Source organism: Streptomyces sp. NPDC048254 (genome assembly GCF_043201895.1).
GTDB lineage: Bacteria > Actinomycetota > Actinomycetes > Streptomycetales > Streptomycetaceae > Streptomyces.
In genome coordinates, this window is record NZ_JBICZJ010000001.1 from 467,110 (window position 1) to 490,584 (window position 23,475).

Annotated in this window: 20 protein-coding genes, 1 tRNA gene and 2 pseudogenes; 20 read left to right on the forward strand and 3 right to left on the reverse strand. The window is 70.6% G+C overall.

What is annotated here, in order from left to right; all coding sequences use genetic code 11:
• Positions 1-35 precede the first annotated feature (35 nt).
• From ACGFZQ_RS02145 to ACGFZQ_RS02230, 18 genes and pseudogenes are all read left to right on the forward strand, one after another.
• Positions 36-365 carry a TcmI family type II polyketide cyclase gene (locus tag ACGFZQ_RS02145; RefSeq protein WP_217549284.1) on the forward strand — a complete coding sequence of 110 codons (330 nt, stop codon included), beginning with the start codon at positions 36-38 and terminating at the stop codon, positions 363-365.
• Positions 362-1,636, forward strand: a complete 1,275-nt coding sequence (locus ACGFZQ_RS02150; RefSeq protein ID WP_393838766.1) for a beta-ketoacyl-[acyl-carrier-protein] synthase family protein — start codon at positions 362-364, stop codon at positions 1,634-1,636. Before ACGFZQ_RS02145 ends, ACGFZQ_RS02150 begins: the two co-directional genes overlap by 4 nt.
• Positions 1,633-2,841: a ketosynthase chain-length factor gene (locus tag ACGFZQ_RS02155; protein WP_393838767.1), complete on the forward strand. Its 1,209-nt coding sequence runs from the start codon at positions 1,633-1,635 to the stop codon at positions 2,839-2,841. Before ACGFZQ_RS02150 ends, ACGFZQ_RS02155 begins: the two co-directional genes overlap by 4 nt.
• Positions 2,842-3,131: 290 nt before the next feature.
• Positions 3,132-3,407: an acyl carrier protein gene (locus ACGFZQ_RS02160; RefSeq protein WP_351735174.1), complete on the forward strand. Its 276-nt coding sequence runs from the start codon at positions 3,132-3,134 to the stop codon at positions 3,405-3,407.
• A 112-nt stretch (positions 3,408-3,519) separates the two neighbouring features.
• Positions 3,520-4,305, forward strand: a complete 786-nt coding sequence (gene fabG / locus ACGFZQ_RS02165) for a 3-oxoacyl-ACP reductase FabG (RefSeq protein WP_382545379.1) — start codon at positions 3,520-3,522, stop codon at positions 4,303-4,305.
• A gap of 29 nt (positions 4,306-4,334) precedes the next feature.
• On the forward strand, positions 4,335-5,273 hold the full coding sequence (locus tag ACGFZQ_RS02170) for an aromatase/cyclase (protein ID WP_393838768.1): 939 nt from the start codon (positions 4,335-4,337) through the stop codon (positions 5,271-5,273).
• A 3-nt stretch (positions 5,274-5,276) separates the two neighbouring features.
• A complete protein-coding gene (locus ACGFZQ_RS02175) occupies positions 5,277-7,541 on the forward strand; it encodes an SDR family oxidoreductase (protein ID WP_393838769.1) in 2,265 nt (754 codons plus the stop codon).
• A 4-nt stretch (positions 7,542-7,545) separates the two neighbouring features.
• Positions 7,546-9,057, forward strand: a complete 1,512-nt coding sequence (locus tag ACGFZQ_RS02180) for an MFS transporter (RefSeq protein WP_393838770.1) — start codon at positions 7,546-7,548, stop codon at positions 9,055-9,057.
• Positions 9,058-9,059: 2 nt separating this feature from the next.
• Positions 9,060-9,515: an acyl carrier protein gene (locus ACGFZQ_RS02185; RefSeq protein ID WP_351735184.1), complete on the forward strand. Its 456-nt coding sequence runs from the start codon at positions 9,060-9,062 to the stop codon at positions 9,513-9,515.
• Between the two features lie 8 nt (positions 9,516-9,523).
• Complete coding sequence (locus ACGFZQ_RS02190) at positions 9,524-10,369, forward strand: 4'-phosphopantetheinyl transferase family protein (RefSeq protein WP_393838771.1); 846 nt, start codon at positions 9,524-9,526, stop codon at positions 10,367-10,369.
• Between the two features lie 103 nt (positions 10,370-10,472).
• Entirely contained in the window at positions 10,473-11,984 is a 1,512-nt protein-coding gene (locus ACGFZQ_RS02195) for an acyl-CoA carboxylase subunit beta (protein ID WP_393839224.1), read from the forward strand.
• Positions 11,981-12,313, forward strand: coding sequence for an acyl-CoA carboxylase subunit epsilon (locus ACGFZQ_RS02200; protein ID WP_393838772.1), 333 nt, complete (start codon positions 11,981-11,983; stop codon positions 12,311-12,313). Before ACGFZQ_RS02195 ends, ACGFZQ_RS02200 begins: the two co-directional genes overlap by 4 nt.
• Before the next feature lie 35 nt (positions 12,314-12,348).
• Entirely contained in the window at positions 12,349-12,924 is a 576-nt protein-coding gene (locus ACGFZQ_RS02205) for a nuclear transport factor 2 family protein (protein WP_351735190.1), read from the forward strand.
• 4 nt (positions 12,925-12,928) lie between these two features.
• Positions 12,929-13,237 carry an acyl carrier protein gene (locus ACGFZQ_RS02210; protein ID WP_351735192.1) on the forward strand — a complete coding sequence of 103 codons (309 nt, stop codon included), beginning with the start codon at positions 12,929-12,931 and terminating at the stop codon, positions 13,235-13,237.
• A 157-nt stretch (positions 13,238-13,394) separates the two neighbouring features.
• Complete coding sequence (locus ACGFZQ_RS02215) at positions 13,395-14,084, forward strand: GAF and ANTAR domain-containing protein (RefSeq protein WP_393838773.1); 690 nt, start codon at positions 13,395-13,397, stop codon at positions 14,082-14,084.
• Positions 14,085-14,456: 372 nt separating this feature from the next.
• On the forward strand, positions 14,457-17,507 hold the full coding sequence (locus ACGFZQ_RS02220) for an RHS repeat-associated core domain-containing protein (protein WP_393838774.1): 3,051 nt from the start codon (positions 14,457-14,459) through the stop codon (positions 17,505-17,507).
• A 97-nt stretch (positions 17,508-17,604) separates the two neighbouring features.
• Complete coding sequence (locus ACGFZQ_RS02225) at positions 17,605-18,411, forward strand: hypothetical protein (RefSeq protein WP_393838775.1); 807 nt, start codon at positions 17,605-17,607, stop codon at positions 18,409-18,411.
• A 162-nt stretch (positions 18,412-18,573) separates the two neighbouring features.
• Positions 18,574-19,118: pseudogene (locus ACGFZQ_RS02230) on the forward strand (hypothetical protein).
• Here the strand turns inward: ACGFZQ_RS02230 and ACGFZQ_RS02235 are convergent.
• The gene (locus ACGFZQ_RS02235) at positions 19,072-19,839 is read right to left on the reverse strand and encodes an IS5 family transposase (RefSeq protein WP_393838776.1); all 768 of its coding nucleotides are present in this window, start codon (positions 19,837-19,839) and stop codon (positions 19,072-19,074) included. The pseudogene ACGFZQ_RS02230 and the gene ACGFZQ_RS02235 overlap by 47 nt on opposite strands.
• Here ACGFZQ_RS02235 and ACGFZQ_RS02240 point away from each other — a divergent pair.
• Positions 19,779-20,507, forward strand: a pseudogene (locus tag ACGFZQ_RS02240) (hypothetical protein); the annotation flags it as partial. The gene ACGFZQ_RS02235 and the pseudogene ACGFZQ_RS02240 sit on opposite strands and share 61 nt — an antisense overlap.
• 3 nt (positions 20,508-20,510) lie before the next feature.
• Here the strand turns inward: ACGFZQ_RS02240 and ACGFZQ_RS02245 are convergent.
• Both ACGFZQ_RS02245 and ACGFZQ_RS02250 read right to left on the reverse strand, forming a co-directional pair.
• A complete protein-coding gene (locus ACGFZQ_RS02245) occupies positions 20,511-21,080 on the reverse strand; it encodes a hypothetical protein (protein ID WP_393838777.1) in 570 nt (189 codons plus the stop codon).
• Between the two features lie 297 nt (positions 21,081-21,377).
• A tRNA-Arg gene (locus ACGFZQ_RS02250) sits at positions 21,378-21,450 on the reverse strand.
• Between the two features lie 320 nt (positions 21,451-21,770).
• Here ACGFZQ_RS02250 and ACGFZQ_RS02255 point away from each other — a divergent pair.
• Entirely contained in the window at positions 21,771-23,378 is a 1,608-nt protein-coding gene (locus ACGFZQ_RS02255) for a dynamin family protein (RefSeq protein ID WP_393838778.1), read from the forward strand.
• The last annotated feature ends 97 nt before the right edge of the window (positions 23,379-23,475 follow it).

Genomic DNA, 23,475 nt, shown 5'->3' on the forward strand with positions numbered 1-23,475 from the left:
GCGCTGACAAGTGGCCCCCCTTTGAGGAGATTCCCATGCACAGCACCCTGATCGTCGCTCGTATGGAGCCGGCTCACAGTCAGGAAGTCGCTCGGTTGTTCAAGGAGTTCGACGAGACCGAGATGCCGCACCTCATGGGCACCCGGCGGCGTGAGCTGTTCGCCTACCGCGGGCTGTACTTCCACCTCCAGCACTTCGACACCGACAACGGCGGTGAGCTGATCGAGTCGGCCAAGACCGACCCGCGGTTCGTGCGGATCAGCGAGGACCTCAAGCCGTTCATCCAGGCGTACGACCCCGCCACCTGGCGGTCTCCCGCCGACGCGGTCGCCACGCGCTTCTACGACTGGGAGGGCCGGGCGTGAACGCCAGGCGAGTGGTCATCACCGGGGTCGGGGTCATCGCCCCCGGTGGTGTCGGCACGAAGAACTTCTGGAACCTGCTCAGCGAGGGCCGCACCGCGACCCGCGGCATCACCTTCTTCGACCCGTCCTCCTTCCGGTCCCGGGTCGCCGCCGAGGTCGACTTCGACCCGGAGGAGCACGGGCTGAGCCCGCAGGAGATACGCCGGATGGACCGGGCGGCGCAGCTGGCCGTCGTCAGCGCCCGCGAGGCGCTCGCCGACAGCGGGCTCGACCTGTCCGGCGCCGACCCGCACCGGGTCGGGGTCACCATCGGCAGCGCGGTCGGCGCGACCATGGGCCTCGACCAGGAGTACCGGGTAGTCAGCGACGGCGGCCGGCTCGAACTGGTCGACCACACCTACGCCGTCCCGCACCTCTACAACTACCTGGTGCCCAGCTCCTTCGCCGCCGAGGTGGCCTGGTCGGTGGGTGCCGAGGGCGCGGCCACCGTCGTGTCCACCGGCTGCACCTCGGGTCTCGACTCCGTCGGACACGCCGTCGAGCTGATCCGGGAGGGCTCCGCCTGCGCGATGATCGCCGGCGCCACCGACGCCCCGATCTCCCCGATCACCCTCGCCTGCTTCGATGCCATCAAGGCCACCACCCCGCGCAACGACGACCCCGAGCACGCCTCCCGCCCCTTCGACGGCACCCGCAACGGGTTCGTGCTGGGCGAGGGGTCGGCCGTCTTCGTCCTGGAGGAGCTGGAGGCGGCGCGCAGCCGCGGGGCGCACATCTACGCCGAGATCGCCGGGTACGCCTCGCGCTGCAACGCCTTCCACATGACCGGGCTGCGCCCGGACGGCGCCGAGATGGCCGAGGCGATCTCGGTCGCGCTGGGCGAGGCCCGCCTCAACCCCGAGGCGATCGACTACATCAACGCGCACGGCTCCGGCACCAAGCAGAACGACCGGCACGAGACCGCCGCGTTCAAGAAGAGCCTCGGCGACCACGCGTACCGGACCCCGGTGTCCTCCATCAAGTCGATGGTCGGGCACTCGCTCGGCGCGATCGGCTCCATCGAGATCGCCGCGTCCGTCCTCGCCATGGAGCACCACGTCGTGCCCCCGACGGCGAACCTGCACACCCCCGACCCCGAGTGCGACCTGGACTACGTGCCGCTCACCGCCCGCGAGCACCGCACCGACGCGGTGCTCACCGTGGGCAGCGGGTTCGGCGGCTTCCAGAGCGCGATGGTGCTCGCCCGACCGGAGAGGAGCGCGGCAGCATGAGCACGCGCACGGTTGTGACCGGGCTCGGCATCGCCGCGCCCAACGGCCTCGGTACCGCCGATTACTGGGCGGCGGCCCGCGCCGGCAAGAGCGGGATCGCCCGGATCACCCGGTTCGACCCGTCCGGGTACCCGGCGAAACTGGCCGGGGAGGTCCCCGGGTTCAGCGCCGGCGAGCACCTGCCGAGCCGGCTGCTCGCCCAGACCGACCACATGACCCGGCTCGCGCTCGTCGCGACGGACTGGGCGCTGGCCGACGCGGACGTCAGCCCGGCCGACCTGCCCGCCTACGACATGGGCGTGGTCACCGCCAGCTCCTCCGGCGGCTTCGAGTTCGGCCAGGGCGAGCTGCAGAAGCTGTGGAGCCAGGGCAGCCAGTTCGTCTCGGCATACCAGTCGTTCGCCTGGTTCTACGCCGTCAACAGCGGCCAGATCTCCATCCGCAACGGGATGAAGGGGCCGAGCGGGGTCGTCGTGTCGGACCAGGCGGGCGGGCTCGAGGCACTGGCCCACGCACGCCGGCAGATCCGGAAGGGGACCCAGCTCATCGTCTCCGGGGCGATCGACGCGTCCATCTGCCCGTGGGGGTGGGTGGCACAGCTGGCCAGCGAGCGGCTGTCCACGTCGGAGGAGCCCGAGCGGTCATACCTGCCGTTCGACCCGGCGGCGGCCGGGCACGTGGCCGGCGAGGGCGGGGCGATCCTGATCCTGGAGGCCGAGGAGACGGCCGCGCGGCGGGACGCCCGGGTGTACGGGGAGATCGCCGGGTACGGCACGACGTTCGATCCGGCGCCGGGCAGCGAGCGGCCGCCGGGGCTGCGCAAGGCCATCGAACTGGCCCTCGCCGACGCGGGCGTGGACGCGGCCGACGTGGACGTCGTGTTCGCCGACGCGGCGGCCGTGCCGGAGCTGGACCGGGTGGAGGCGGACGCGTTGAACGACGTGTTCGGGCCGCACGGGGTGCCGGTGACAGCGCCGAAGACGATGACCGGGCGGCTGTACTCGGGGGCGGCGCCGCTGGACGTGGCGACGGCGCTGCTCGCGATCAGGGACGGGTTCGTGCCGGCGACGGTGCATGTCTCGCCGGAGGCGGGTTACGACCTCGACCTGGTGGTGGGGGAGCCGCGGCTGACCGAGGTACGGACGGCGCTGGTGCTGGCGCGGGGCTACGCCGGGTTCAACTCGGCGATGGTCGTGCGGGCCTGATCCGCCCACGACCGTAGGGGCTTGTGCGGTGGCGCGGCCGCGGGCGCGCGGGGGTTGCTCGCGCGGTTCCCCGCGCCCCTTACGGGGCGCTGCCCAGCCGGCTCCTCTTCAGCCGGCGGCACCCTGCGAGCGCCGGTAAGCATCCCCCCAGCCCCCGCCCTCAAGACACACCCGCCCTTCCGGCCCACCACTCTCTCCCACGCCGGGCCGGAAGGGCGGGTGTTCCTCGTAGAGCCGATCCGTAGAGCCGATTCGTAGAAACGATTCGTAGAACCGAAAGGAAGATCACCGTGGCCACCCAGTCCTTCACCCTCGACGACCTCAAGCGGATCCTGCTGGAGGCCGCCGGTGCCGACGAGAGCGTCGATCTCGACGGGAACATCCTCGACACCGACTTCGAGGAGCTCAGCTACGAGTCGCTCGCCATCCTGGAGACCTGCGGACGCATCGAGCGGGAGTACGACATCACGCTCGACGACACCGTGGTGACCGAGGCGAAGACCCCCCGCGAGCTGCTCGCCCTCGTCAACACGCAGCTCGGTGACGTCACCGCCACGGCGGCCTGACCGACCTCTCTCCGTCCCCCTCCGGCCGCCGGCGCCCGCCCCCGTTCGTTCCGGGCGCCGGCGGCATCCCCATGCCCGAAAGACCTGAACGCCCTGAAAGGGAGCGGCAGACATGTCCGAACAGCAGCAGAAGGTCGCCCTGGTCTCCGGGGCCACCAGCGGAATCGGCCTCGCCTCGGCGCGGCTGCTGGCCCAGCAGGGCCACCGCGTCTTCATCGGCTCCCGCGACGCCGCGAACGTGGAGCGGACCGTCAAGGAACTCCGCGCGGAGGGACTGGAGGTCGACGGGACCACCCTCGACGTCCGGTCCGCGCTGTCCATCGCGAACTTCGTCCAGGCGGCCGTCGACCGCTACGGCACCGTCGACGTCCTGGTCAACAACGCCGGCCGGTCCGGCGGCGGAGTGACCGCCGACATCGACGACGAGCTCTGGTACGACGTCGTCGAGACCAACCTCAACAGCGTCTTCCGCCTCACCCGCGCCGCCCTCACCACCGGCGGCATGCGGGACAAGAGCCGGGGGCGGATCATCAACATCGCCTCGACGGCGGGCAAGCAGGGCGTGGTGCTGGGGGCACCATACTCCGCCTCCAAGCACGGGGTGGTGGGCTTCACCAAGGCCCTGGGCAACGAGCTGGCCCCCACCGGCATCACCGTCAACGCCGTCTGCCCGGGATACGTCGAGACCCCCATGGCCCAGCGGGTCCGCGCCGGTTACGCGTCCGCCTACGCCACCACCGAGGACGTCATCCTCGACAAGTTCCAGGCGAAGATCCCGCTCGGCCGCTACTCCACCCCCGAAGAGGTCGCCGGACTCGTCGGCTACCTCGCCTCCGACACCGCCGCCTCCATCACCGCCCAGGCCCTCAACGTCTGCGGCGGCCTCGGCAACTTCTGAAACCCCCGGCACCCTCTAGGAGTTCACCCATGTCCGAGTCCAAGGAAGTCGAGCACGAGATCACCGTCTCGGCGCCGGCCGCCGAGGTCTACCGGCTGATCGCCGACGTGGCCAACTGGCCGCGGATCTTCCCGCCGACCATCTACGTCGACCACCTGGAGCGCTCCGGCCGCGAGGAGCTCATCGGGATCTGGGCCACCGCCAACGGCGAGGCCAAGAACTGGACTTCGCGCCGGGTGCTGGACCCCGACGGTCTGCGGATCACCTTCCGGCAGACCGTCTCCACCCCGCCCGTCGCGAGCATGGGCGGCACCTGGATCATCGAGCCGCTCGACGACACCACCGCCCGGATCCGGCTGCTGCACGACTACACCGCCGTCGACGACGACCCGGCCGGGCTCGCCTGGATCGACGAGGCCGTGGACCGCAACTCCCGCTCCGAGCTGGCCGCGCTGAAGACCAACGTCGAACTCGCCACCGCCTCCGAGGAGCTGACCTTCTCCTTCGAGGACACCGTCGAGGTCGACGGCTCCGCCAAGGACCTCTACGACTTCGTCAACGAGGCCGACCGCTGGTCCGAGCGGCTGCCGCACGTGGCGACCGTCCGCCTCACCGAGGACACCCCGGGTCTGCAGACCCTGGAGATGGACACCCGCGCCAAGGACGGCTCCACGCACACCACCAAGTCGTACCGGGTCTGCCTGGACGGCCGGAAGATCGCCTACAAGCAGACCACCCTGCCGGCCCTGATGAACCTGCACACCGGCTACTGGACCTTCCGCGAGACCGACGCGGGCACCTTCGCCTCCTCGCAGCACACCGTCGTGCTGCGCCCCGAGAACATCGAGAAGATCCTCGGTCCGGACGCGGGTGTCGCCGAGGCCCGCAGTTACGTCCGGGGCGCGCTCAGCACCAACAGCCGCGCCACCCTGAACCACGCCAAGGCGTACGCCGAAGCGAGGCGCTGACCCATGGCCGGTGCCGACGCGGTCGAGACGCACGTCGTGGTGGTCGGCGCCGGACCCGTCGGGCTGATGCTCGCCGGGGAACTGCGCCTCGGCGGCGCCGAAGTGACCGTACTGGAACGGCTGGACGCCCCGACGACCCAGTCGCGGGCGTCCACCCTGCACGCCCGCACCATGGAGCTGCTCCGGCAGCGCGGCCTGCTCGACGGCCCCGGCGGCTTCGGCGACCCCGAACCGCCGCCCCACGAACCCCGCGGCCACTTCGGCGGCCTCCCGCTGGACCTGACCCTGCCCAGCAGCCACCCCGGACAGTGGAAGGTCCCGCAGACCCGCACCGAGGAACTCCTCGGCGCCTGGGCGGAGCGGCTCGGCGCACGGGTCCTGCGCGGCCACGACGTCGTCGCCCTGCGACAGGACCGGGACCGGGTGGTCGTCGTCGCCGAACACGGCGGCCGACGGCGGGAGTTCACCGCGGGATACGCCGTCGGCTGCGACGGCGAGCACTCCGTCGTACGACGGCTCGCGGACATCCCCTTCCCCGGCAACGACGCCGAACGGGAGCTGATCCGCGCCGACGTCGACGGCATCGACATCCCGAACCGGCGGTTCCAGCGGCTGCCGAACGGGCTCGCCATCGCCGCCCGGCGCGGCGACGGCGTCACCCGGGTGATGGTCCACCGGTTCGGCACCCCGCCCCGCGGCTCGGGCGACGCGGAGTTCGCCGACATCGCGACCGCCTGGCGGGACGTCACCGGCGAGGACATCGCCCACGGCACTCCGCTGTGGGTCAACTCCTTCGGCGACGCCTCCCGGCAGGCCGAGCACTACCGCGCGGGCCGGGTACTGCTCGCCGGCGACGCGGCCCACCAGCAGATGCCGATCGGCGGCCAGGCCCTCAACCTCGGCCTCCAGGACGCCGTCAACCTGGGCTGGAAGCTAGCGGCCACCGTCCTCGGCCGGGCCCCGGCTCGGCTGCTGGACACCTACCACGACGAACGGCACGCGGTCGGGCGCCGGGTGCTCTCCAACATCCGCGCCCAGGCCCGGCTGCTGCTCGGCGGGCCCGAGGTGGACCCGGTGCGCTCGGTCGTCGGCGAACTCACCTCGTACGAAAAGGTCCGCGCGCACCTCGCCGGGATGATCAGCGGGCTCGACGTGCGGTACGGCGACGAGCTCACCGGGCTCGTCGGCGCACGGCTGCCCGAGCTGAGCCTCGACTCGGGGGCGACCACCGCCGAACTGCTGCACTCGGCACGCGGGTTGCTGCTCGTGACGGACGAGTCGCTGGCCGGGGCGGCCGGCGACTGGTCGGCCTCCGTCGACACGGTCACCGCCCGGCCCCTGGACACCGGCCCGCTCTCCTTCGGGGCCGTGCTCGTACGACCCGACGGTTACGTCGCCTGGGCCGGCGGCTCGGCGGACGGGCTGCGCGAGGCCCTCGGCCGCTGGTTCGCGCCCACCGCGCGGGCCACCGCTCGATCACCACAACTGACTGGCAGGAGAAGGAAGATGGGCAACCTGACCGGAAAGACCGCCCTTGTCACCGGCGCCAGCCGGGGCATGGGCCGGGCCACCGCCGAGCGGCTCGCCGCCGACGGCGCGCTGGTCGCCGTGCACTACGGCACCAGCGAGGAGGCCGCCGCCGAGGTGGTCGCCGGGATCGAGAAGGACGGCGGCCGGGCGTTCGCCGTAGGCGCCGAACTCGGCACCCCCGGCGACGTCCACGAGCTGTTCCTCGCCCTGGAGGCGGGGCTGAAGGAGCGCACCGGCGAGACCGAGCTGAACATCCTGGTCAACAACGCCGGTGTGATGGGCGGGGTCAAGGCCGAGGACACCACCCCGGAGCAGTTCGACCGGATCTTCGCGGTCAACGCCAGGGCGCCGTTCTTCGTCATCCAGCGGGCGCTGGTCAACATGCCCGACGGCGGCCGGATCGTGAACATCTCCTCGGGGCTCACCCGGTTCGCCAACCCGGACGAGATCGCGTACGCCATGAGCAAGGGCGCGGTGGAGCAACTCGCCCTGCACTACGCCAAGCTGCTCGGACCGCGCGGCATCACCGTGAACAGCGTCGCGCCCGGCATCACCCGCAACGGCAACCCGGTGTTCGGCATCCCCGAGGCCGTCGAGGCCATGTCGGCGCTGTCCACCTTCAACCGCGTCGGCGAACCGCAGGACGTCGCCGACGTCATCGCCTTCCTCGTCTCCGACGACGCCCGCTGGGTCACCGGCTCCTTCGTCGACGCGAGCGGCGGCACGCTCCTCGGGTGACGCGGTGACCAGGACCCTTCCGTCACCGGTCGCCGCCGGCCCGGACGAGCGGTTCGGCCCCCGGCTGTGGGGCCTGCTGCTCGTCCTCGCCGGCAACATGCTCATCGACGCGCTGGAGGTGTCCGTGGCGGTGGTGGCGCTGCCCGCCATCGGCACGGACCTGGGAGCGGGGCCGACCGTCACCCAGTGGGCGATGACCGGCTTCGCCGCCGGCTTCGGCGGCCTGCTCCTCTTCGGCGCCCGCGTGGTGACCCTCCTCGGCCGCCGCCGCGTCTACCTGGCGGCACTCCTCGCCTTCGCCGCCGCGTCCGTACTCAGCGCCCTCGCCCAGGACCCGTGGCTGCTCCTCACCACCCGCCTGATCAAGGGCTTCTGCGCGGCCCTCACGGCCCCCACCGGCCTCGCGATCATCACCAGCACGTTCCCCGAGGGCAGGCCCCGCAGCAGGGCGGTCTCGGTCTACACCCTTTTCGGCGCCGGCGGCTTCACAGCGGGCCTGATCCTCTCGGGCTGGCTGACGGAGACGTCCTGGCGCTGGGCGTTCGCCTTCCCGGCCCCGGTGGTGCTGGTGCTGTTCGCCTTGGGGCTGCGCTTGATACCAGGGGAGGCATCAGGCGCCCCAAAGGGGCGCGGGGAACTGCGCGACCAGCCCCCACGGCGCCGCACCATGACCACGACGGCACACCGTTACGACATCCCCGGCGCCCTCACCCTCCTGGCAACCCTCCTCGCCCTCGTCCAGGGCATCACGCAAATCCCCGGCCACCGCTGGAGCGACCCGAGAGCCGTCGGGCCGCTCTGCGCGGCCGCACTGCTGCTGGTGGCGTTCTGGCAGATCGAGCACAGATCGGCCGACCCCCTGCTCAGACTCGGCCCCTCGCTGCGCAGCAACCCCGCGCTGCTCCGCTCCGCGGCCGGCGCGGCCTGTCTCAACGGCTCCTACCTGGGCCTCCTGTTCGTCCTGACGTACCAGACCCAGACCCTCGCCGGCTGGTCCCCCCTCCGCGCCGCCCTCGCCCTCACCCCGGCCGCCGCACCCCCGGCGCTCACCGCGCTCGCCTCCGGCCGCCTGGTCGCCAGGTTCGGCGCCCCCCGCCTCATCGTGGCCGGCGCCGCCAGCGCCTTCGCGGGCTACCTGCTCCAACTACGGCCGGATCCATGGCCGTTGGACTACCCGGGCCGGATGCTGCCCACGCTCCTGCTGGTCGGTACCGGCTTCGTGCTGTCCTTCGCCGCGCTGAACATGCAGGCGATGTCCCGCCTCGCGGCCGCCGACCGGCTCACCGGCAGCGGCCTGTACCAGACGGCCGTACAGCTCGCCGCGGTCGTCACGGTCGCGCTGGTCGCCGCCCTGCTCGCCGCATACGCACCCGCAGCTGCCCCGGGCCCGGCCGCCGCGGCCGCCGCCTGCCGGCCCGCGCTGACCCTGGTCGCCGTGCTCGGTTTCCTGGGCCTGCTCGTCGGCCTCACCGGCCTGATCCGTACCCCACCCTCCTCACTCCACGACGGGGAATGACCATGGACCAGACAACGCAGACCTGGGTCTTCGACGACCTGGAGGACGAACTCGACGACCTGGACTACGAGTTCGAGCGCGACCAGATCGTCGAGGTGGTCCCGCCCAGCCTCGCGCACCTCGCCTCCGTCGGACTCACCGAGCGCACCCGGATCATCGACGCGTACGTGCGCGGCGAACTCGCCCGGGTGCTGCGGGTGTCACCCGAGAACATCGACACCGTGGGCCGCCCGATGAACAGCCTGGGCATCGGGTCCATCAACGGCCTGGAGCTCCAGCGGCGGATGGAGGCCGCACTGCGCGTCGACGTCAACCTCAACCGGCTGCTGCGCGCCAACAGCGCCGCCGAGCTGGTCGAGTGCCTGGCCGGACAGCTCGGCCCGGAGGACAGCCCGCACAAGCACGCCGGGAAGGGCGAGCACCACCTCGTCGCGCACGACGTGCCGAGCCCGAGGTGATCGGGCAGATGCCGGTCCTGGAGTTCGGCGCGGTCACCCTCGCGGCCGGGCCCCGGCTGCCGGCGGCCGGGCAGCTGGACGTCTGGATGGTCCGCCGGGCGCCGCTGGAGACCGCGGCCGAACTGCTCGACCTGACCGAGCTGAGCGAGGCGGAGCGCAGGCGGACCGCGTCCTTCGTCCGGCCCACGGACGGGGTGACGTACGCCTCCGCGCATGTCGCCCTGCGCCGGCTCCTCGGGGCCTACCTGGGGCTGGCCCCGCAGGACGTGCCGTTCGTGCGGGAGCCCTGCCCGGGCTGCGCCGGACCGCACGGCCGCCCGGCGGTCGCCCACCCCGACCCGCCGCTGCACTTCTCGCTGGCGCACAGCCACGGCATGGCCGTGGTCGCCCTCTCCCGTACGGTCGTCGGCGCCGACGTGGAGCGGCTGCCGCGGGCCGAGACCGTCGAGGTGTGCACCCCGGCGCTGCACCCGGGGGAGCAGGCGGAGCTGGCGGCGCTCGACGACGCCGGGGAACGGCGCGCGACCTTCGGGCGGCTGTGGACCCGCAAGGAGGCCTATCTCAAGGCGCTGGGCACCGGTCTGTCCCGCGACCCCGGCCACGACTACCTGGGTGCCGACCCGCACCGCAGGCCGGCCGGCTGGACGCTGCTCGACCTGCCGTCGGGGCCCCGGCACAACGCGGCCGTCGCGGTGCGCGGCGGGGCGCCGGAGCAGGTCACCGTGCGCTGGGTGCCGCCGGTCGCGCTGTACGCGGGACAGACCGTCGACCTGGACGCCGACGGCACCGTGGGCGTGCCCGTGCACCGGGGCGCCGAAGGCACGACCACCGGAGTATCCGACTGGGGAGCGTGACCCACCAATGTCACTCGAACAGAAAACCGGCCGCCCGAGCCTGCACGACCGTGAACATCGCGGCCAGTGGAGCGCCGCCGAGCGGATCGAGGAGCTCGGCCTGATGAAGGAGGCCGCCCGGCACGGCGACCCGCTCGCCACCGAGCGCCAGCACGCCAAGGGCAAGCTCACCGCGTACGAACGTATCGAACTCCTGCTCGACGAGGGGTCGTTCAACGAGGTCGAGATGCTCCGCCGGCACCGGGCCACCGGCTTCGGCCTGGAGAAGAAGCGGCCGTACACCGACGGTGTGATCACCGGCTGGGGCACGGTCCACGGCCGTACCGTCTTCGTCTACGCGCACGACTTCCGCATCTTCGGCGGCGCCCTCGGCGAGGCCCATGCCCAGAAGATCCACAAGATCATGGACATGGCCGTCGCGGCGGGGGCCCCGCTGGTGTCCCTCAACGACGGAGCCGGCGCCCGGATCCAGGAGGGCGTCTCGGCCCTCGCCGGCTACGGCGGCATCTTCCAGCGCAACACCCGCGCCTCCGGGGTGATCCCGCAGATCAGCGTGATGCTCGGCCCGTGCGCGGGCGGCGCGGCCTACTCGCCGGCCCTGACCGACTTCGTCTTCATGGTCCGGGACATCTCCCAGATGTTCATCACCGGGCCGGACGTGGTCAAGGCGGTGACGGGCGAGGAGATCACCCAGAACGACCTCGGCGGCGCCGACGTCCACGCCACCGCCTCCGGCGTGGCCCACTTCGCCTACGACGACGTACGCAGCTGCATGGAGGACGTACGGCACCTGCTGTCGCTGCTGCCGTCCAACAACCGCGACCTGCCGCCCCGGGTGCCGACCGAGGACCCCGCCGACCGGCGCACCGACCACCTCCTCGAACTGGTCCCGGAGGACCCCGGCCGGGTCTACGACATCCGGTCCGTCATCGAGGAGATCGTCGACGACGGCGACTACTTCGAGATCCAGCCCGGCTGGGCGACCAACGTGGTGTGCGCGCTGTCCCGGCTGGACGGCGAGGTCGTCGGCGTCGTCGCCAGCCAGCCCGCCTCCTTCGCCGGCGTCCTGGACATCGACGCCAGCGAGAAGGCCGCGCGGTTCGTGCAGTTCTGCGACGCCTTCAACATCCCGCTGGTCACCCTGATCGACGTACCGGGCTTCCTGCCGGGCGTCGCCCAGGAGCACAACGGCATCATCCGGCGCGGCGCCAAGCTGCTCTACGCCTACTGCAACGCCACCGTGCCGCGCATCTCCCTGGTGCTGCGCAAGGCGTACGGCGGCGCGTACATCGTCATGGACTCCCGCTCCATCGGCACCGACCTGGCGCTGGCCTGGCCGTCCAACGAGATCGCCGTGATGGGCGCCGAGGGCGCGGCGAACGTCATCTTCCGCCGGGAGATCGCGGCGGCGGACGACCCCGAGTCCACCCGCGCCCAGAAGATCAAGGAGTACCAGGCCGAGCTGATGCACCCCTACTACGCGGCCGAACGCGGTCTGATCGACGACGTCATCGACCCGCGGGCGACCCGTGGCACCCTGATCCGCGCCCTCGCGATGCTGCGCGGCAAGCAGGCCGACCTGCCGTGCCGCAAGCACGGCAACCCGCCGCAGTGACCGCGGCGCGACCCGCCGCGGTGAGTGCGGCGCGACCCGCCGCGGTGAGTGCGGCGGCGGGCACAGGCAGCGTCGCAGGCGGCACAGGCAGCGCAGACGGCACGGTCGGCACGGACGGCGCCCTGGTCATCAAGGTCGTCAGGGGCGCGGCGAGCCCCGCCGAACTGGCCGCGCTGACCACCGTCCTGCTCGCCCGTGCGGCCGCCCTGGCCGCGGCGGACCCGTGCCCGCTGGAGTCCCGCCCGGTGGCCGGCTGGCGCCGCCCGGAACGCCTCGCGGCGCACCGCGACCCCCGCGGCTGGCGTCTCGCGGGCAGCCCAGCGGCCTGACCGGCCCCCTCACCCGAATTGGAGCCACGGATCCCATGACGTCCCCGTCCCTCGACCGCGCCGGCACGGTCCTCGAACTGCGTGCCGAACTCGACGCCCTGCGCGCCGAGTTCGCCGTACTCGCGGACCGCGCGGCCGTCGCCGAACTGATCGACCGCTACATCACCCTGCTCGACACCCAGGACGAACACGGCTTCGACCCCGCCTGGCCGGCCACGGTCTTCACCCCGGACTGCCGGCTGGAGTTCCCGGTCGGCACGGTCGAGGGCCGCGACCAGGCCGCCGCCTTCCACTACGACCGCAAGTCCCGCTTCGCCCGCACCCACCACCTGGCCGCCAACTACGGCATCCGGGTCGACGGGGACACCGCCCGGATCCGTATCCACCTCGTCGCGTCCCATGTGCACCACGACGACGGTCCGGACCCGGACGGCCGCTTCGACATCGGCGGCCACAGCGAGGGCGAGGCGGTCCGCACCCCGGACGGCTGGCGGCTCAGCCGCTGGCGCTTCCACCTGACGTGGTCCGACGGGGCCGGTCCGCGCCCCGGCCCCGACCCCCGCGCACTGCGCAGTTCCCAGCCACGCCCACGCCCCACGAAAGGACGATGAGACCGTGCCAGCCACCCCGACCACCACGCTCGACCTGGGCGCTCTGCGCGAGACTCCCGGCGACGACCGCCGGCGCGCGTTCGAGACGTTCCTCTGCCGGAATCTGGCCCAGCACCTGGACATCCCTCCGGCCCACCGCATCGCCCGCAACCGCCCCCTCTACACCCAGGGCATCGACTCCCTCACGGCCCTGACCCTCCAGCGCACCCTGGAGTCGGCCCTGAACATCCCGGTGCCCGCCCACCACCTCCTGCGCGAACAGTCGGTGGGCGAACTGGCCGCGACACTGAGCGACTTGGTCGACCGGACCTGAGCCTCCCGGTCTCCTGTGCCGTTGGGTGCGAGATGCCCGGCATCTCGCACCCAACGGCACAGGAGACTGTTGACAACGATGTCAGGGCCGTTCCCCCGGGCCGGAACCCGCCCCATGGCATGCTGAGAGCCGGACGGACCGAAAGGCGGCGGACACGATGGACTGGGCCCGGTTCGCACAGAAGCTGGCGTCGATGGCGCGGGACCTGCTGGCACAGGAGTCGGTCGACGCCACCCTGGCCCGGATCACCGGCTCGGCCACGGAGCTGGTGGAGGGCTGCGACGCGGCCGGCATCCTGGTGCTGCGCGGCAAGGAAGTGCGGACACTCGCCCCCACGGAGCAGCTGGTCGTGGACAGCGACCGGCTCCAGGAGCGGCTGGGTGAGGGCCCATGCTTCGACGTGGCCCACGCCGAGAACGGGGAGCGGGTGTTCCGCATCCGGGACCTCACCCGCGAGCAGTCCCGCTGGCCGGAATTCGCCCCCCAGGCCCACCGGCTGGGCGTGGGCAGCATGATGGGCTTCCTGCTGTACACCGAGGACGAGGAACTCGGCGCGCTGAACATCTACTCCCGCCGGCCCGGTGCCTTCACCGAGGCCGGCGAACTGGCCGGCTGGCTGCTGGCCTCCCACGCGGCGGTCGCCTTCTCCAGCGCCCGCACCCAGGCCCAGCTGGAACAGGCCGTCGCCACCCGTCACCTGATCGGCGAGGCCATGGGCATCCTGATGGGTGGCCACCGCCTCACCGAGGACCAGGCCTTCGACGTACTGCGCCGCTACTCGCAGGAGAACAACATCAAGCTCCGCGATGTCGCCCGTCGGGTCTGCGAACAGGGCTCGCTGTCCTGACCGACAGTGTGGGCGGGCGGCTGTTGCGGGAAGTCGGCGTACGACGTCGACAACAAGCCCTTTCTCGGCTGCCCGCGGCGCCCGCGCCCGTGATCGGCGAAGCTCTGCCTGAACGGCCCCGAAGGCGCGTATGACCTGCGGTTTCCCGGGGATTAAGGATGGCTGCGGAGTGGGCGCCCCCGGCAGGAGCCGCAATCAAGGGCTGGTTGCGCCGTGCCCCCTGTGACCTGCGGAGATTCGCTCGTCGTGACGATGGCAATGCATCTGCCGAAGAAGCGTGTCGGGTGACGTGATGATCTCGCGTTGCGCCGTGTGCTCGTCCGTGTTCGGGGCCGAGCGACTGGCCGTGGGTATGGGCGCCAGCTCGAGTGGTTGACGGCAGGCCGCGCCAGGGGATGGGCACATGGGCCCGTCGCGTTTCCCGGCATACGCGAGTGTCCGCGAGATAGGGCCAAGCCCGCCACCACCTACGGCGACGACTACACCATCGCCAAGCCCGCCGACGGCGCCACCCCCGCCACCAAGACCTGGGCCGACGCCCTCGGCCGCGTCACCCGCATCCAGCACTACACCAAATCCGACCTGAGCCAGTGGCGGGACACCGTCTACGAGTACGACGCCCGCGGCAACCGCAAGAAGGTCACCGACGAGGCGGGTAACACCTGGAGCTACGAGTACGACGCCCGCGGCCGCCTCACCGACTCCTACGATCCCGACACCGGCCACTCCTCCTTCGGCTACGACGACCTCGACCGCCGTACCAAAGCCGTCGAGGGACGTGACAAGGCCGTATACACCGAGTACGACACGATCGGCCGGATCAAGGCCACGCGCGAGGGCAGCGAAACCGCGGCACCGACCCGCGAATGGGAGTACGACACCCTGCCCGGCGCCAACGGAATGCTCGCCGCGACCACCCGCCACGACGCCAGCGGCGACTACGTCAACCGCATCGCCGGCTACGACGCCGAATACCGGGTGACCGGCCGCGACATCGTCATCCCCAACACCTCACCCATCACCAACGGTGTGGCCGGCACGTACCAGTACGCCTACACCTACACGCCGACAGGCAAGCCGCGCAGCACGACTCTGCCCGCCACGCCCGGCGGGCTCGCCCGAGAAGAAGTGATCACCCGATACGACAGCGACGGCCTGGCCGAATCCACCTCGGGCCTGTCCTGGTATACCGCGGACATCAGCTACTCACCCTACGGCGAAGCCCTGCGCACCGTCACCGGCCCGCAGCCTTACCGGATCTGGACCACCAACTTCATCGACGACCACACCGGCCGGGTCCAGCGCACCGTCAGCGACCGGGAGACCGCCGGCCCACACCGCCTTGCCGACACCCGCTATTCGTACGACGCGGCGGGCAACGTCACCTCCGAGGCCACCGGCGCCGCCACCACGACGTCCACCACGTGGGACACCCAGTGCTTCACCTACGACGCCATGGGTGAACTGGTCCACGCCTGGACCTCGAACATCACACCGGGCACCGGCGGCACCGGATGCAAGTCCGCCGGCGGGACGACCTGGGGGTACCGCAGCGACGGGCAGCGCTCCGCCGGTCCCGTCGCCAACGCCCCGGACAACCAGACTGACGCCACGGCACCCGACGACGCGCTGAAGACGTCGCTGGCGAATGCCGCACCGGACATCAGCACGGTCGCGACGGGCACCGGCACGACCTACTGGGACTCGTACACCTTCGACGCCATCGGCAGCCGGGCCACCCAGACCCAGCACGCCACGGCGAGCGGCCTGGACGCGGCCCAGGACATCACCCGCACATACGGCTACGGCAAGCTCGTCACCGGCAACGGCACCAGCCAGTCGACGCTGACCCAGCCGCACACCCTCACCAGCGTCACCAGCGCCAAGGCCGGAACCACCACTGGCACCCAGCCCTACGCCTACGACGCGGCCGGCAATACCAAGAGCCGCCCCGGCGCCACCCAGGACCAGTCCCTGACGTGGACCGCCGAGGAGAAACTGGACACCGCCACTGCCGAAGGCACCACGAACCAGTACATCTACGACGCCGACGGCAACCGCATCCTCCAGCACTCCTCTGCGGGGACCACGCTCTACCTCGGCGAGACCGAGGTGATGACCGACGGCGCCGGCACACCCACCAACGCCGTCCGCACCTACAGCCAGTCAGGCGCCCCGACGGTCATCCGCACCACCAACGGCTCGACCACCGGCCACAAACTCAGCTGCCTGCTCACCGACCAACTCGACACCGCGACCATCGCCGTCGACTTGGGCAAGGACCAGACCGTCACCCGCCGTGCCTTCAAGCCCTACGGCGAGACTCGTGGCACCAAGCCGTCCACCTGGCCCAACCAGCACACCTATCTCGGCGTCGGCATCGACGACACCAACACGGGCCTGACCCACATGGGCGCCCGGGAGTACGACCAGAACACGGGACGCTTCATCTCGGCCGACCCGGTGTTCAACATCGCCGATCCGCTGCAGATGAACGGGTACGCCTACGCGAACAACAACCCCATCACCGAGAGCGACCCGACCGGGCTGTGCCCGAAGGACATCTGCCCCGATGGTGGGCAGAACACGGCTGCGACGCCGTTCACCCCGCCTGCGGGTGGCGGCTCGGACAGCGGCAAGGGCAAGGACAAGCAGGGCAAGACAGTCGTCCGCAACGGAGGGATCTCCAACCTGGGCACAGCCTGTACCGGTGCGGCCATGGGTGCCATGGGGAGTCCGCACGACGTAGCGGTTTGCAAGACCGGACAGGCGGCTGCGGAGTGGGCGCAGGCCCACAACATCGACGGGTACGTCACGGTGGACATCGGAGAGGGATCGAAAACCTTCAATCACATCCCGGAAGGCCATCGGAAGAAGCGAGACGGATCGGACGGTGAAGCGGATGTCATTCTCTGGGCCAAGGGGCGCGTCTACATCTGGGAGGTAAAGCCTAATCCCGGAAAGGGCAAGGATGATACGTACGCGTTCCGAGACGGCCCGGACCAGCTCACCAACTATGTGAACAAACTCAGGAAATACCTCCGGAGCGAGGGAGACACCCGAGCCGTCCAAAGCGGCCCGTCCATCGCCAGAAAGGAATTCACCTGGAGCAGGTACAGAGGCGCTGTGTGGTCCAGAGGCGACTTCCCGGGAATGCGGTACTACGGCCTCAATGACGACGATGACGACGAACCCACACCGCGGCCCAGCCCGGGGCCGACCGACCTCCAGAAGCCGACACGCACTCCGACGGCCGAACCGACACCATCTGCGACCGGAACCTACGGCCCGGGCTCGCCCGGCGGCGACTACAGAGGCGAAGCCGTCGCGGTTGGCGGGGGCGTGACGATCTTCTCCATCGTAATGGCCGTGGGGAACATCCTGTCCAAGGGGCCTTCCTGCCTCGTGGCTGGCATGTGCTGAGGTGTCTCGGACGATGGCTCGCCGCCCACGTATCGTGGGCGGCGGCTCCGGAGGAGCGAAGCCGCATGAGAAAGCTGAGTGACGTATGGATGTGTACATGGAGGCGACCCTCCGCCCGCTCGGCGCGACTGAGCGGGGCGCAGCGGTGGTCAACTGGTTCCACAGAGCGTTGTCCGGGCCGCTCGCCGAACTCGTCCGACAGGAGGAGCGGACCGAGCACGGCGTACACACCGGGACGTCCATCCGGCAGTCCGAGGACAGCCGACGCACTCACATCACTCATCTGGGCAGGAACCGCAGACGGCTGGACGAGGAACTCGCGAAGAGCCCTGAATGGGCTGTCACGGAGTTCTACGGCGATGATGTCCTCGCACGAGTGCAGTGTTCCTACTTCCCGGTGGAAGGAGAATGGTCACAGTTCGTCGTGGCCCTCCGAGCGGGGTCTTCGATGCTGTCCGATGTGAAGTACTGCACGGCACTCGTCGATTTCTTCGCTCAAGCGCTCGACGACCTGAATCCGGCGTTCGCCCGTATCGAAAGGGACTCCTTTTCGGACTGGTCGAACATCGAGGCCGCCTTGACGCGCGATCTGGATGAATCCCTGCCAGAGGCCCGGGATTTCCTGCGTGGTTACGCGTGGGTCACGGTGTGCCCTCAGGAACTGGCGATCCGACTGGGCGGCCCGCGGGTGCTGGCGGCCTCCGGAGCCTTCCACCGCGTGATTTCCCTGCAGGAGGGTGGGGTGCTACTGCAGGCGTCGGACACGTTGGCCGGATACACCGACCAGGTGATGGAACGCGTGTTCACTGCGCTCGCCCCGGCGCTGCCGCGTGGTGAACCTTTCCCGGATCCGGCCCATCCCAACCTTCGGTTCGTCCTACGGGATGCCGGTCGAGTTCGCTGAAGCAGCCTGCTTGCTTCAGGGTTCGGTCCGATGGGGCGCTCGGTGAATTGGACGTCGTTGTCTTTCCGAACCTGAAAGCGGCGTTTTAGCTGGTCAGGCATAGGGCCGGTGATTCCGTGGGAGTGGTGGCGTGTCGTGTCGTTGCTCCGGTGGAGGTCGTGGATGCCGTCGGTCGTGGGGTTGCTGGAACAGCGTGAGGTCGCGGCCCGCCGTCGCGTGGACGGGCTGAGGGAAGAGGCCGACCGCAGCCAGGCCGAACTGGCCGTGGCCGAGCGGGAATGGCAGGAGTGGGCCATCGCCCGCTCGCGGGTCGGCGAGGTGCTGACTCCCGTGGACGAGTCCGGGCAAGACCACCCCAGAGTGATGGGACAGCGTCGGCCATGAGACAGGTCGAGGAGACATCGTCAGCGCCGCCCGCAGCGAAGTCGCAGGTGCCGGTGTGGCGTGAGGGACTGGCCTGGTCGGTGCTGTCGGTGGACTATCAGCGCATTCTGCAGGTGCTCGCCGACCGGGCCCGGGTCCGTCAAGGGCCGCTGGCCTGTCAGGAAATGGCTGCGGCGTTCGGCATGGACGTGGTGCCGGCCAAAGTGGAGGCACTGCGGTCGAAGGCGAAACGGCTGGTCGCGCGCGGCTGGCTCGCCGAGCGGCAGCCGGGCCAGTTCACTCTGGTCGATGCCGTCGCTTCGCAGTCAGGCGACGGCTCATGAGGAGCGTCATCGACCAGTAGACCATCGCCTCGGCACTGGCGGTGCGGCGCTCGAAGTCGCGCACCAGGCGACGGCTTCGCATTAGGTGGAAGAGACGCTCCACGATCCACCGCTTGGGCAGCACGACGAAACCACGCATGTCGTCGCTGCGTTTGACGATCGCCAGGACCAGGGCGAACGTGGCCAGGCAGTACTCGACGAGGCTGCCGGTGTAGCCGCCATCAGCCCAGACCAGTTCCAGGCGGTGGTGGGCGTCGGCGATCTTCCTGAGCAGGACCCTCGCGGCGGTGCGGTCGCCGATGTCCGCGGCAGTGACCATGACGCCCAGCAGCAGGCCAGGGGTGTCGACCACGACGTGCCGCTTGCGGCCGTTGATGAGTTTGCCGCCGTCGAAGCCGCGACTGTCCGCGCCGACGACGGCGTCCGCTTTGACGGACTGCGAGTCGATCACTGCGGCCGTCGGCTGCGCGTCCCGCCCCAGTTCCTCGCGGACCCGGCCTCGCAGCCGGTCGTGGAGCTCCTTGACCAGGGCGTTGTCGCGCCAGCGGCGGAACCATGCGTAGATGCGGTCCCACGGCGGGAAGTCGGCGGGCATCGCCCGCCACTTGATCCCGTTGTCCACGAGATACCGGATCGCATCGAGCATGGCCTGGTGGCAATATGCCTCCGGCCGGCCGCCCCGGCCGCGCATCCAGACCGGCACTGGCAGCAGCGGCAGCACCCGGGCCCACTCCGCGTCAGATTGTCGGCGGCGTTTCCGAACCGGTGGGCCAGACAGTCACACTCCCAGGTGACCGCACCGGACTGCCCGGCCATCGGCACGCAAGACTGCTGCACCAGGGCCTCCTGCTGCTCGGTGACTCGACACCAACGAGCTGTTCAGGAGGCCCTGTTCGTGTGCGCCCCAGCGCCCCGCGACCCGCTGACACGCCGCGTCAAACAGGCCGTCTCCGAGTGGTACGTCCTGCAAATGCTGGAGCTGTCCTGGGACGGCTTCATCCAGCACATCGAGCAGGGCTGGAACATCGGCAAACCGCCCTACGGCTATCGCGCCGAACGAGTCCCGCACCCGGTGCCCGCCAAGCGCGAGCAAGGGCTGACCAAGCACCGGCTGATTCCCGACCCGAGGCGCGGCCCTGTCGTCACCGAGATCTTCCGGATGCGCGTGCTCCAGAAACTCGGCTACGCACGCATCGCCACCGAGCTGAACGCCGACCTGGACAAATATCCGCCGCCCCAGCCCAACCGGGCCGACACCACCAAGCACCGCTGGACCGCCTCCGCGGCCGCTCCATCCTGGAGAATCCCAAGTACGCCGGCTATCAGGTGGGGAACCGCAAGGCCCGCAAGAAGCGCGGCAACCGTGCCAACCCCGTCAGTGAATGGGTCTGGTCACCGCGCCCCACCCACGAACCCCTCGTCACCCGACAGCTTTTCGACGCGGCTTGGCCTGCCGCCTCTGCCCACCCCGGCGTCACGAAGGAGCGAGCGGCCCGCGCCGCTGCAGCTTCCGCTGATCGCTCCTACGTCCTGCCTTCCTATCTCTTCTGCGCATTGTGCGACCACCGTATGTACGGCAAGGACAGCAAGGGCCGCTCGTGCTACGCCTGCCAGCCCAAGAAAGATCAGCACCAGGACGCCGACTGGTACGCCTCCCACCCCAAAGCGGTCTGGATCAGCGAGCGCGTCATGCTCGAAGCCATCCACACCTTCTTCGAAGACCACATCTTCGGCCCTCAGCGCCGCCAGTTCCTCGAGGCGGCCATCGCTGCGGCTGCAACAGCCACCGGCCCCGACCGGTCGGCCGACATTCAGCGCCTCCAAAATGAGGCGGACAGTCTCGCCCGTCGCAAGGAGCTCCTGCTCGACCAGCTGGCTTCCCCGGACGAGGACGAGGGCGACCCCGAGACCGCCGCGGAGTTCCGTAAGGGGATCCGGAAACGCTTCGACGTTCTTGAGCACAAGCGTCGAGCGGCCCTCGCTCCGATGGACGTCTTTCGGACGGAATCGGCACCCGATGGTCCCGGTGACCCCGCGCTACTCGAAGTGATCCCACAGCTCGGCTTCCGATTCGCCGGGCTCCCGGACGCCCTCAAACGCGAGATCTTCGATGCCTTCCGGCTCCGCGTCCGCTACGACGGCCGCGACCGCGGCGCACAGCTACAAGTCACGATCTTGGCTGCGGTCGCCCCGGATCTCGCCCAGATCGGGGAACGGGCCGCAGCGGTCGCCCAGGCCGTTGACCAGCCCATAAGAGAGCGCCCCCGGCAGGACTCGAACCTGCGGCCAAGCGCTTAGAAGGCGCCTGCTCTATCCACTGAGCTACGGGGGCCGGCTGTGCTGGCCTCGTACGTCCTGCCCCTGTCGGGCCGGTCCGTGACGTTGCCGGGGACAAGGATAGAACTCCCCGGTCCTCGTCCCGGTTGCTTCGCCTCCGTGGCTCAATGTGGAGGTTCGGTGAAGCGGTCCTGATAATCGCAGGCAGGTGCGAATCGTGCATCGCTTTTGGCGCCTGACGCACCGGGTGTTGTGCACTCGTTATGCCTGGACTGTGCCTCCGTCCCAGTCGTCCCTTCCGCCCGTTGTGTTCTGTCGGCGCGCAGACATGTCTATATGCTTCAGAATTCCCCTAAAATTGGGCATTCTTCGCATGTGGTGACCTTGGACGTACGGCCTCAGCTGCTCGACACACTCTCCGCACTGCGCGACCGTGTCGCCGCCGCACGCTTTCCGTTGCCCCTGGCGGGGGCCGCACGCGCGCGTGCCAATCGCGACGAACTGCTCGCCCAGCTCGACGACTATCTGGTGCCCCGCCTCAAAGAGCCCGAAGCGCCGCTTCTGGCCGTCGTGGGCGGATCGACCGGTGCCGGCAAATCGACCCTCGTCAACTCTCTGGTGGGCCGCCGGGTCAGTGAGGCGGGCGTGCTGCGGCCGACCACCCGCACGCCGGTCCTGGTCTGTCATCCGGAGGACCATCACTGGTTCAGCGGCATGCGCGTGCTACCCGACCTCACGCGCGTGTGGGTACCGAACCAGGAACCCGGCGACGACCCCTTCCTCCCCGGCGAGAAACCCGAGCGCGTGCTGCGCGTCGAGACCGTCGACAGCCTCCCGCGCGGACTCGCCCTCCTCGACGCCCCCGACATCGACTCCCTGGTCGTCGACAACCGGGTCCTCGCCGCCGAACTCATCTGCGCCGCCGACATCTGGGTGATGGTCACGACGGCCGCGCGCTACGCCGACGCCGTCCCCTGGCATCTGCTGCGCACCGCCAAGGAGTACGACGCCACCCTGGTGACCGTCCTCGACCGGGTCCCGCACCAGGTCGTCTCCGAGGTCTCCCGGCAGTACGGCGCCCTCCTCACCAAGGCCGGACTCGGCGACGTGCCCCGGTTCACGGTGCCCGAGCTGCCCGAGTCCGCGTGGGGCGGCGGGCTGCTCCCGGCCACCGCGGTCGCCCCGCTGCGCGCCTGGCTCCTGCAACAGGCCCAGGACCCCGGCGCCCGCCAGCACACCCTGGCCCGCACCGCCCACGGCGTCCTCGACTCCCTCAAGGCCCGGATGCCCGAGCTGGCCGGCGCCGCCGCCGCCCAGAACGCCGCGGCCCTGCGCCTGACCTCCGCCGTCGAGTCGGCCTACGACAGCGAGCACGCGCGCGTGCGCGGCCGGCTCCAGAACGGCGCCGTGCTCGCCGGTGACGCCCTCAAGCGCTGGCGCGCCTTCCCCGTCGACTGCGCCGCCGGCGAACTCCTGGACGCCCTGGTGGAGAGCCTCGCCGCGCTGCTGCTGTGCGCCGTGACCGCCGCCGACGAACGCGTCGACGACTCCTGGCGCCGCGAACCCGCCTCCGCCGCCCCCGGACTCACCGACCGCGACCCCTCCCTGGAGAGCGCCGAGCACCGCATCGGCATCGCCGTCCGGCGCTGGCGCCGCGAGCTGGAGGAGTACGCCGACGACGAGGTGCGCGAACTCGACCGCAGTGTCGCACCGGACTCCGAGGCGGTCGCCGCCCTGGTGGCCACCGCGCTGCTCGGCGGGCGCCGCACCCGGGTGGCGGGGGAGCGGCTCGCCGAACGCATCGGCGCCCATGGCGCACTGCGGCTGCGCGACCGCGCGGGACGGCTGCTCGGCGAGCACGTGGACCGCGTCATGCACGCCGAACGCGAACGCCGCCTCGCCCCGCTGGACGCCCTGGACGTCCACCCCGAACCCCAGGCCGAACTCATCGCCGCCCTGTCCGTCCTCCAGAAGGAGAGGTGACCGGTGACCGCCGTCACTGACCACGACCACACGGATCACATGGAACGCATGGATCACACCGGTGACTACACAGGTGAGTACACGAGTGACTCCACCA

Bases quoted from the DNA above. Each gene is read 5' to 3' on its own strand.
- ACGFZQ_RS02175 (WP_393838769.1), top strand. From the start codon at position 5,277: ATGGCCGGTGCCGACGCGGTCGAGACGCACGTCGTGGTGGTCGGCGCC.
- ACGFZQ_RS02155 (WP_393838767.1), top strand. From the start codon at position 1,633: ATGAGCACGCGCACGGTTGTGACCGGGCTCGGCATCGCCGCGCCCAAC.
- ACGFZQ_RS02170 (WP_393838768.1), top strand. From the start codon at position 4,335: ATGTCCGAGTCCAAGGAAGTCGAGCACGAGATCACCGTCTCGGCGCCG.
- fabG (WP_382545379.1), top strand. From the start codon at position 3,520: ATGTCCGAACAGCAGCAGAAGGTCGCCCTGGTCTCCGGGGCCACCAGC.
- ACGFZQ_RS02190 (WP_393838771.1), top strand. From the start codon at position 9,524: ATGCCGGTCCTGGAGTTCGGCGCGGTCACCCTCGCGGCCGGGCCCCGG.
- ACGFZQ_RS02205 (WP_351735190.1), top strand. From the start codon at position 12,349: ATGACGTCCCCGTCCCTCGACCGCGCCGGCACGGTCCTCGAACTGCGT.
- ACGFZQ_RS02225 (WP_393838775.1), top strand. From the start codon at position 17,605: ATGGAGGCGACCCTCCGCCCGCTCGGCGCGACTGAGCGGGGCGCAGCG.
- ACGFZQ_RS02215 (WP_393838773.1), top strand. From the start codon at position 13,395: ATGGACTGGGCCCGGTTCGCACAGAAGCTGGCGTCGATGGCGCGGGAC.
- ACGFZQ_RS02185 (WP_351735184.1), top strand. From the start codon at position 9,060: ATGGACCAGACAACGCAGACCTGGGTCTTCGACGACCTGGAGGACGAA.
- ACGFZQ_RS02145 (WP_217549284.1), top strand. From the start codon at position 36: ATGCACAGCACCCTGATCGTCGCTCGTATGGAGCCGGCTCACAGTCAG.
- ACGFZQ_RS02195 (WP_393839224.1), top strand. From the start codon at position 10,473: ATGAAGGAGGCCGCCCGGCACGGCGACCCGCTCGCCACCGAGCGCCAG.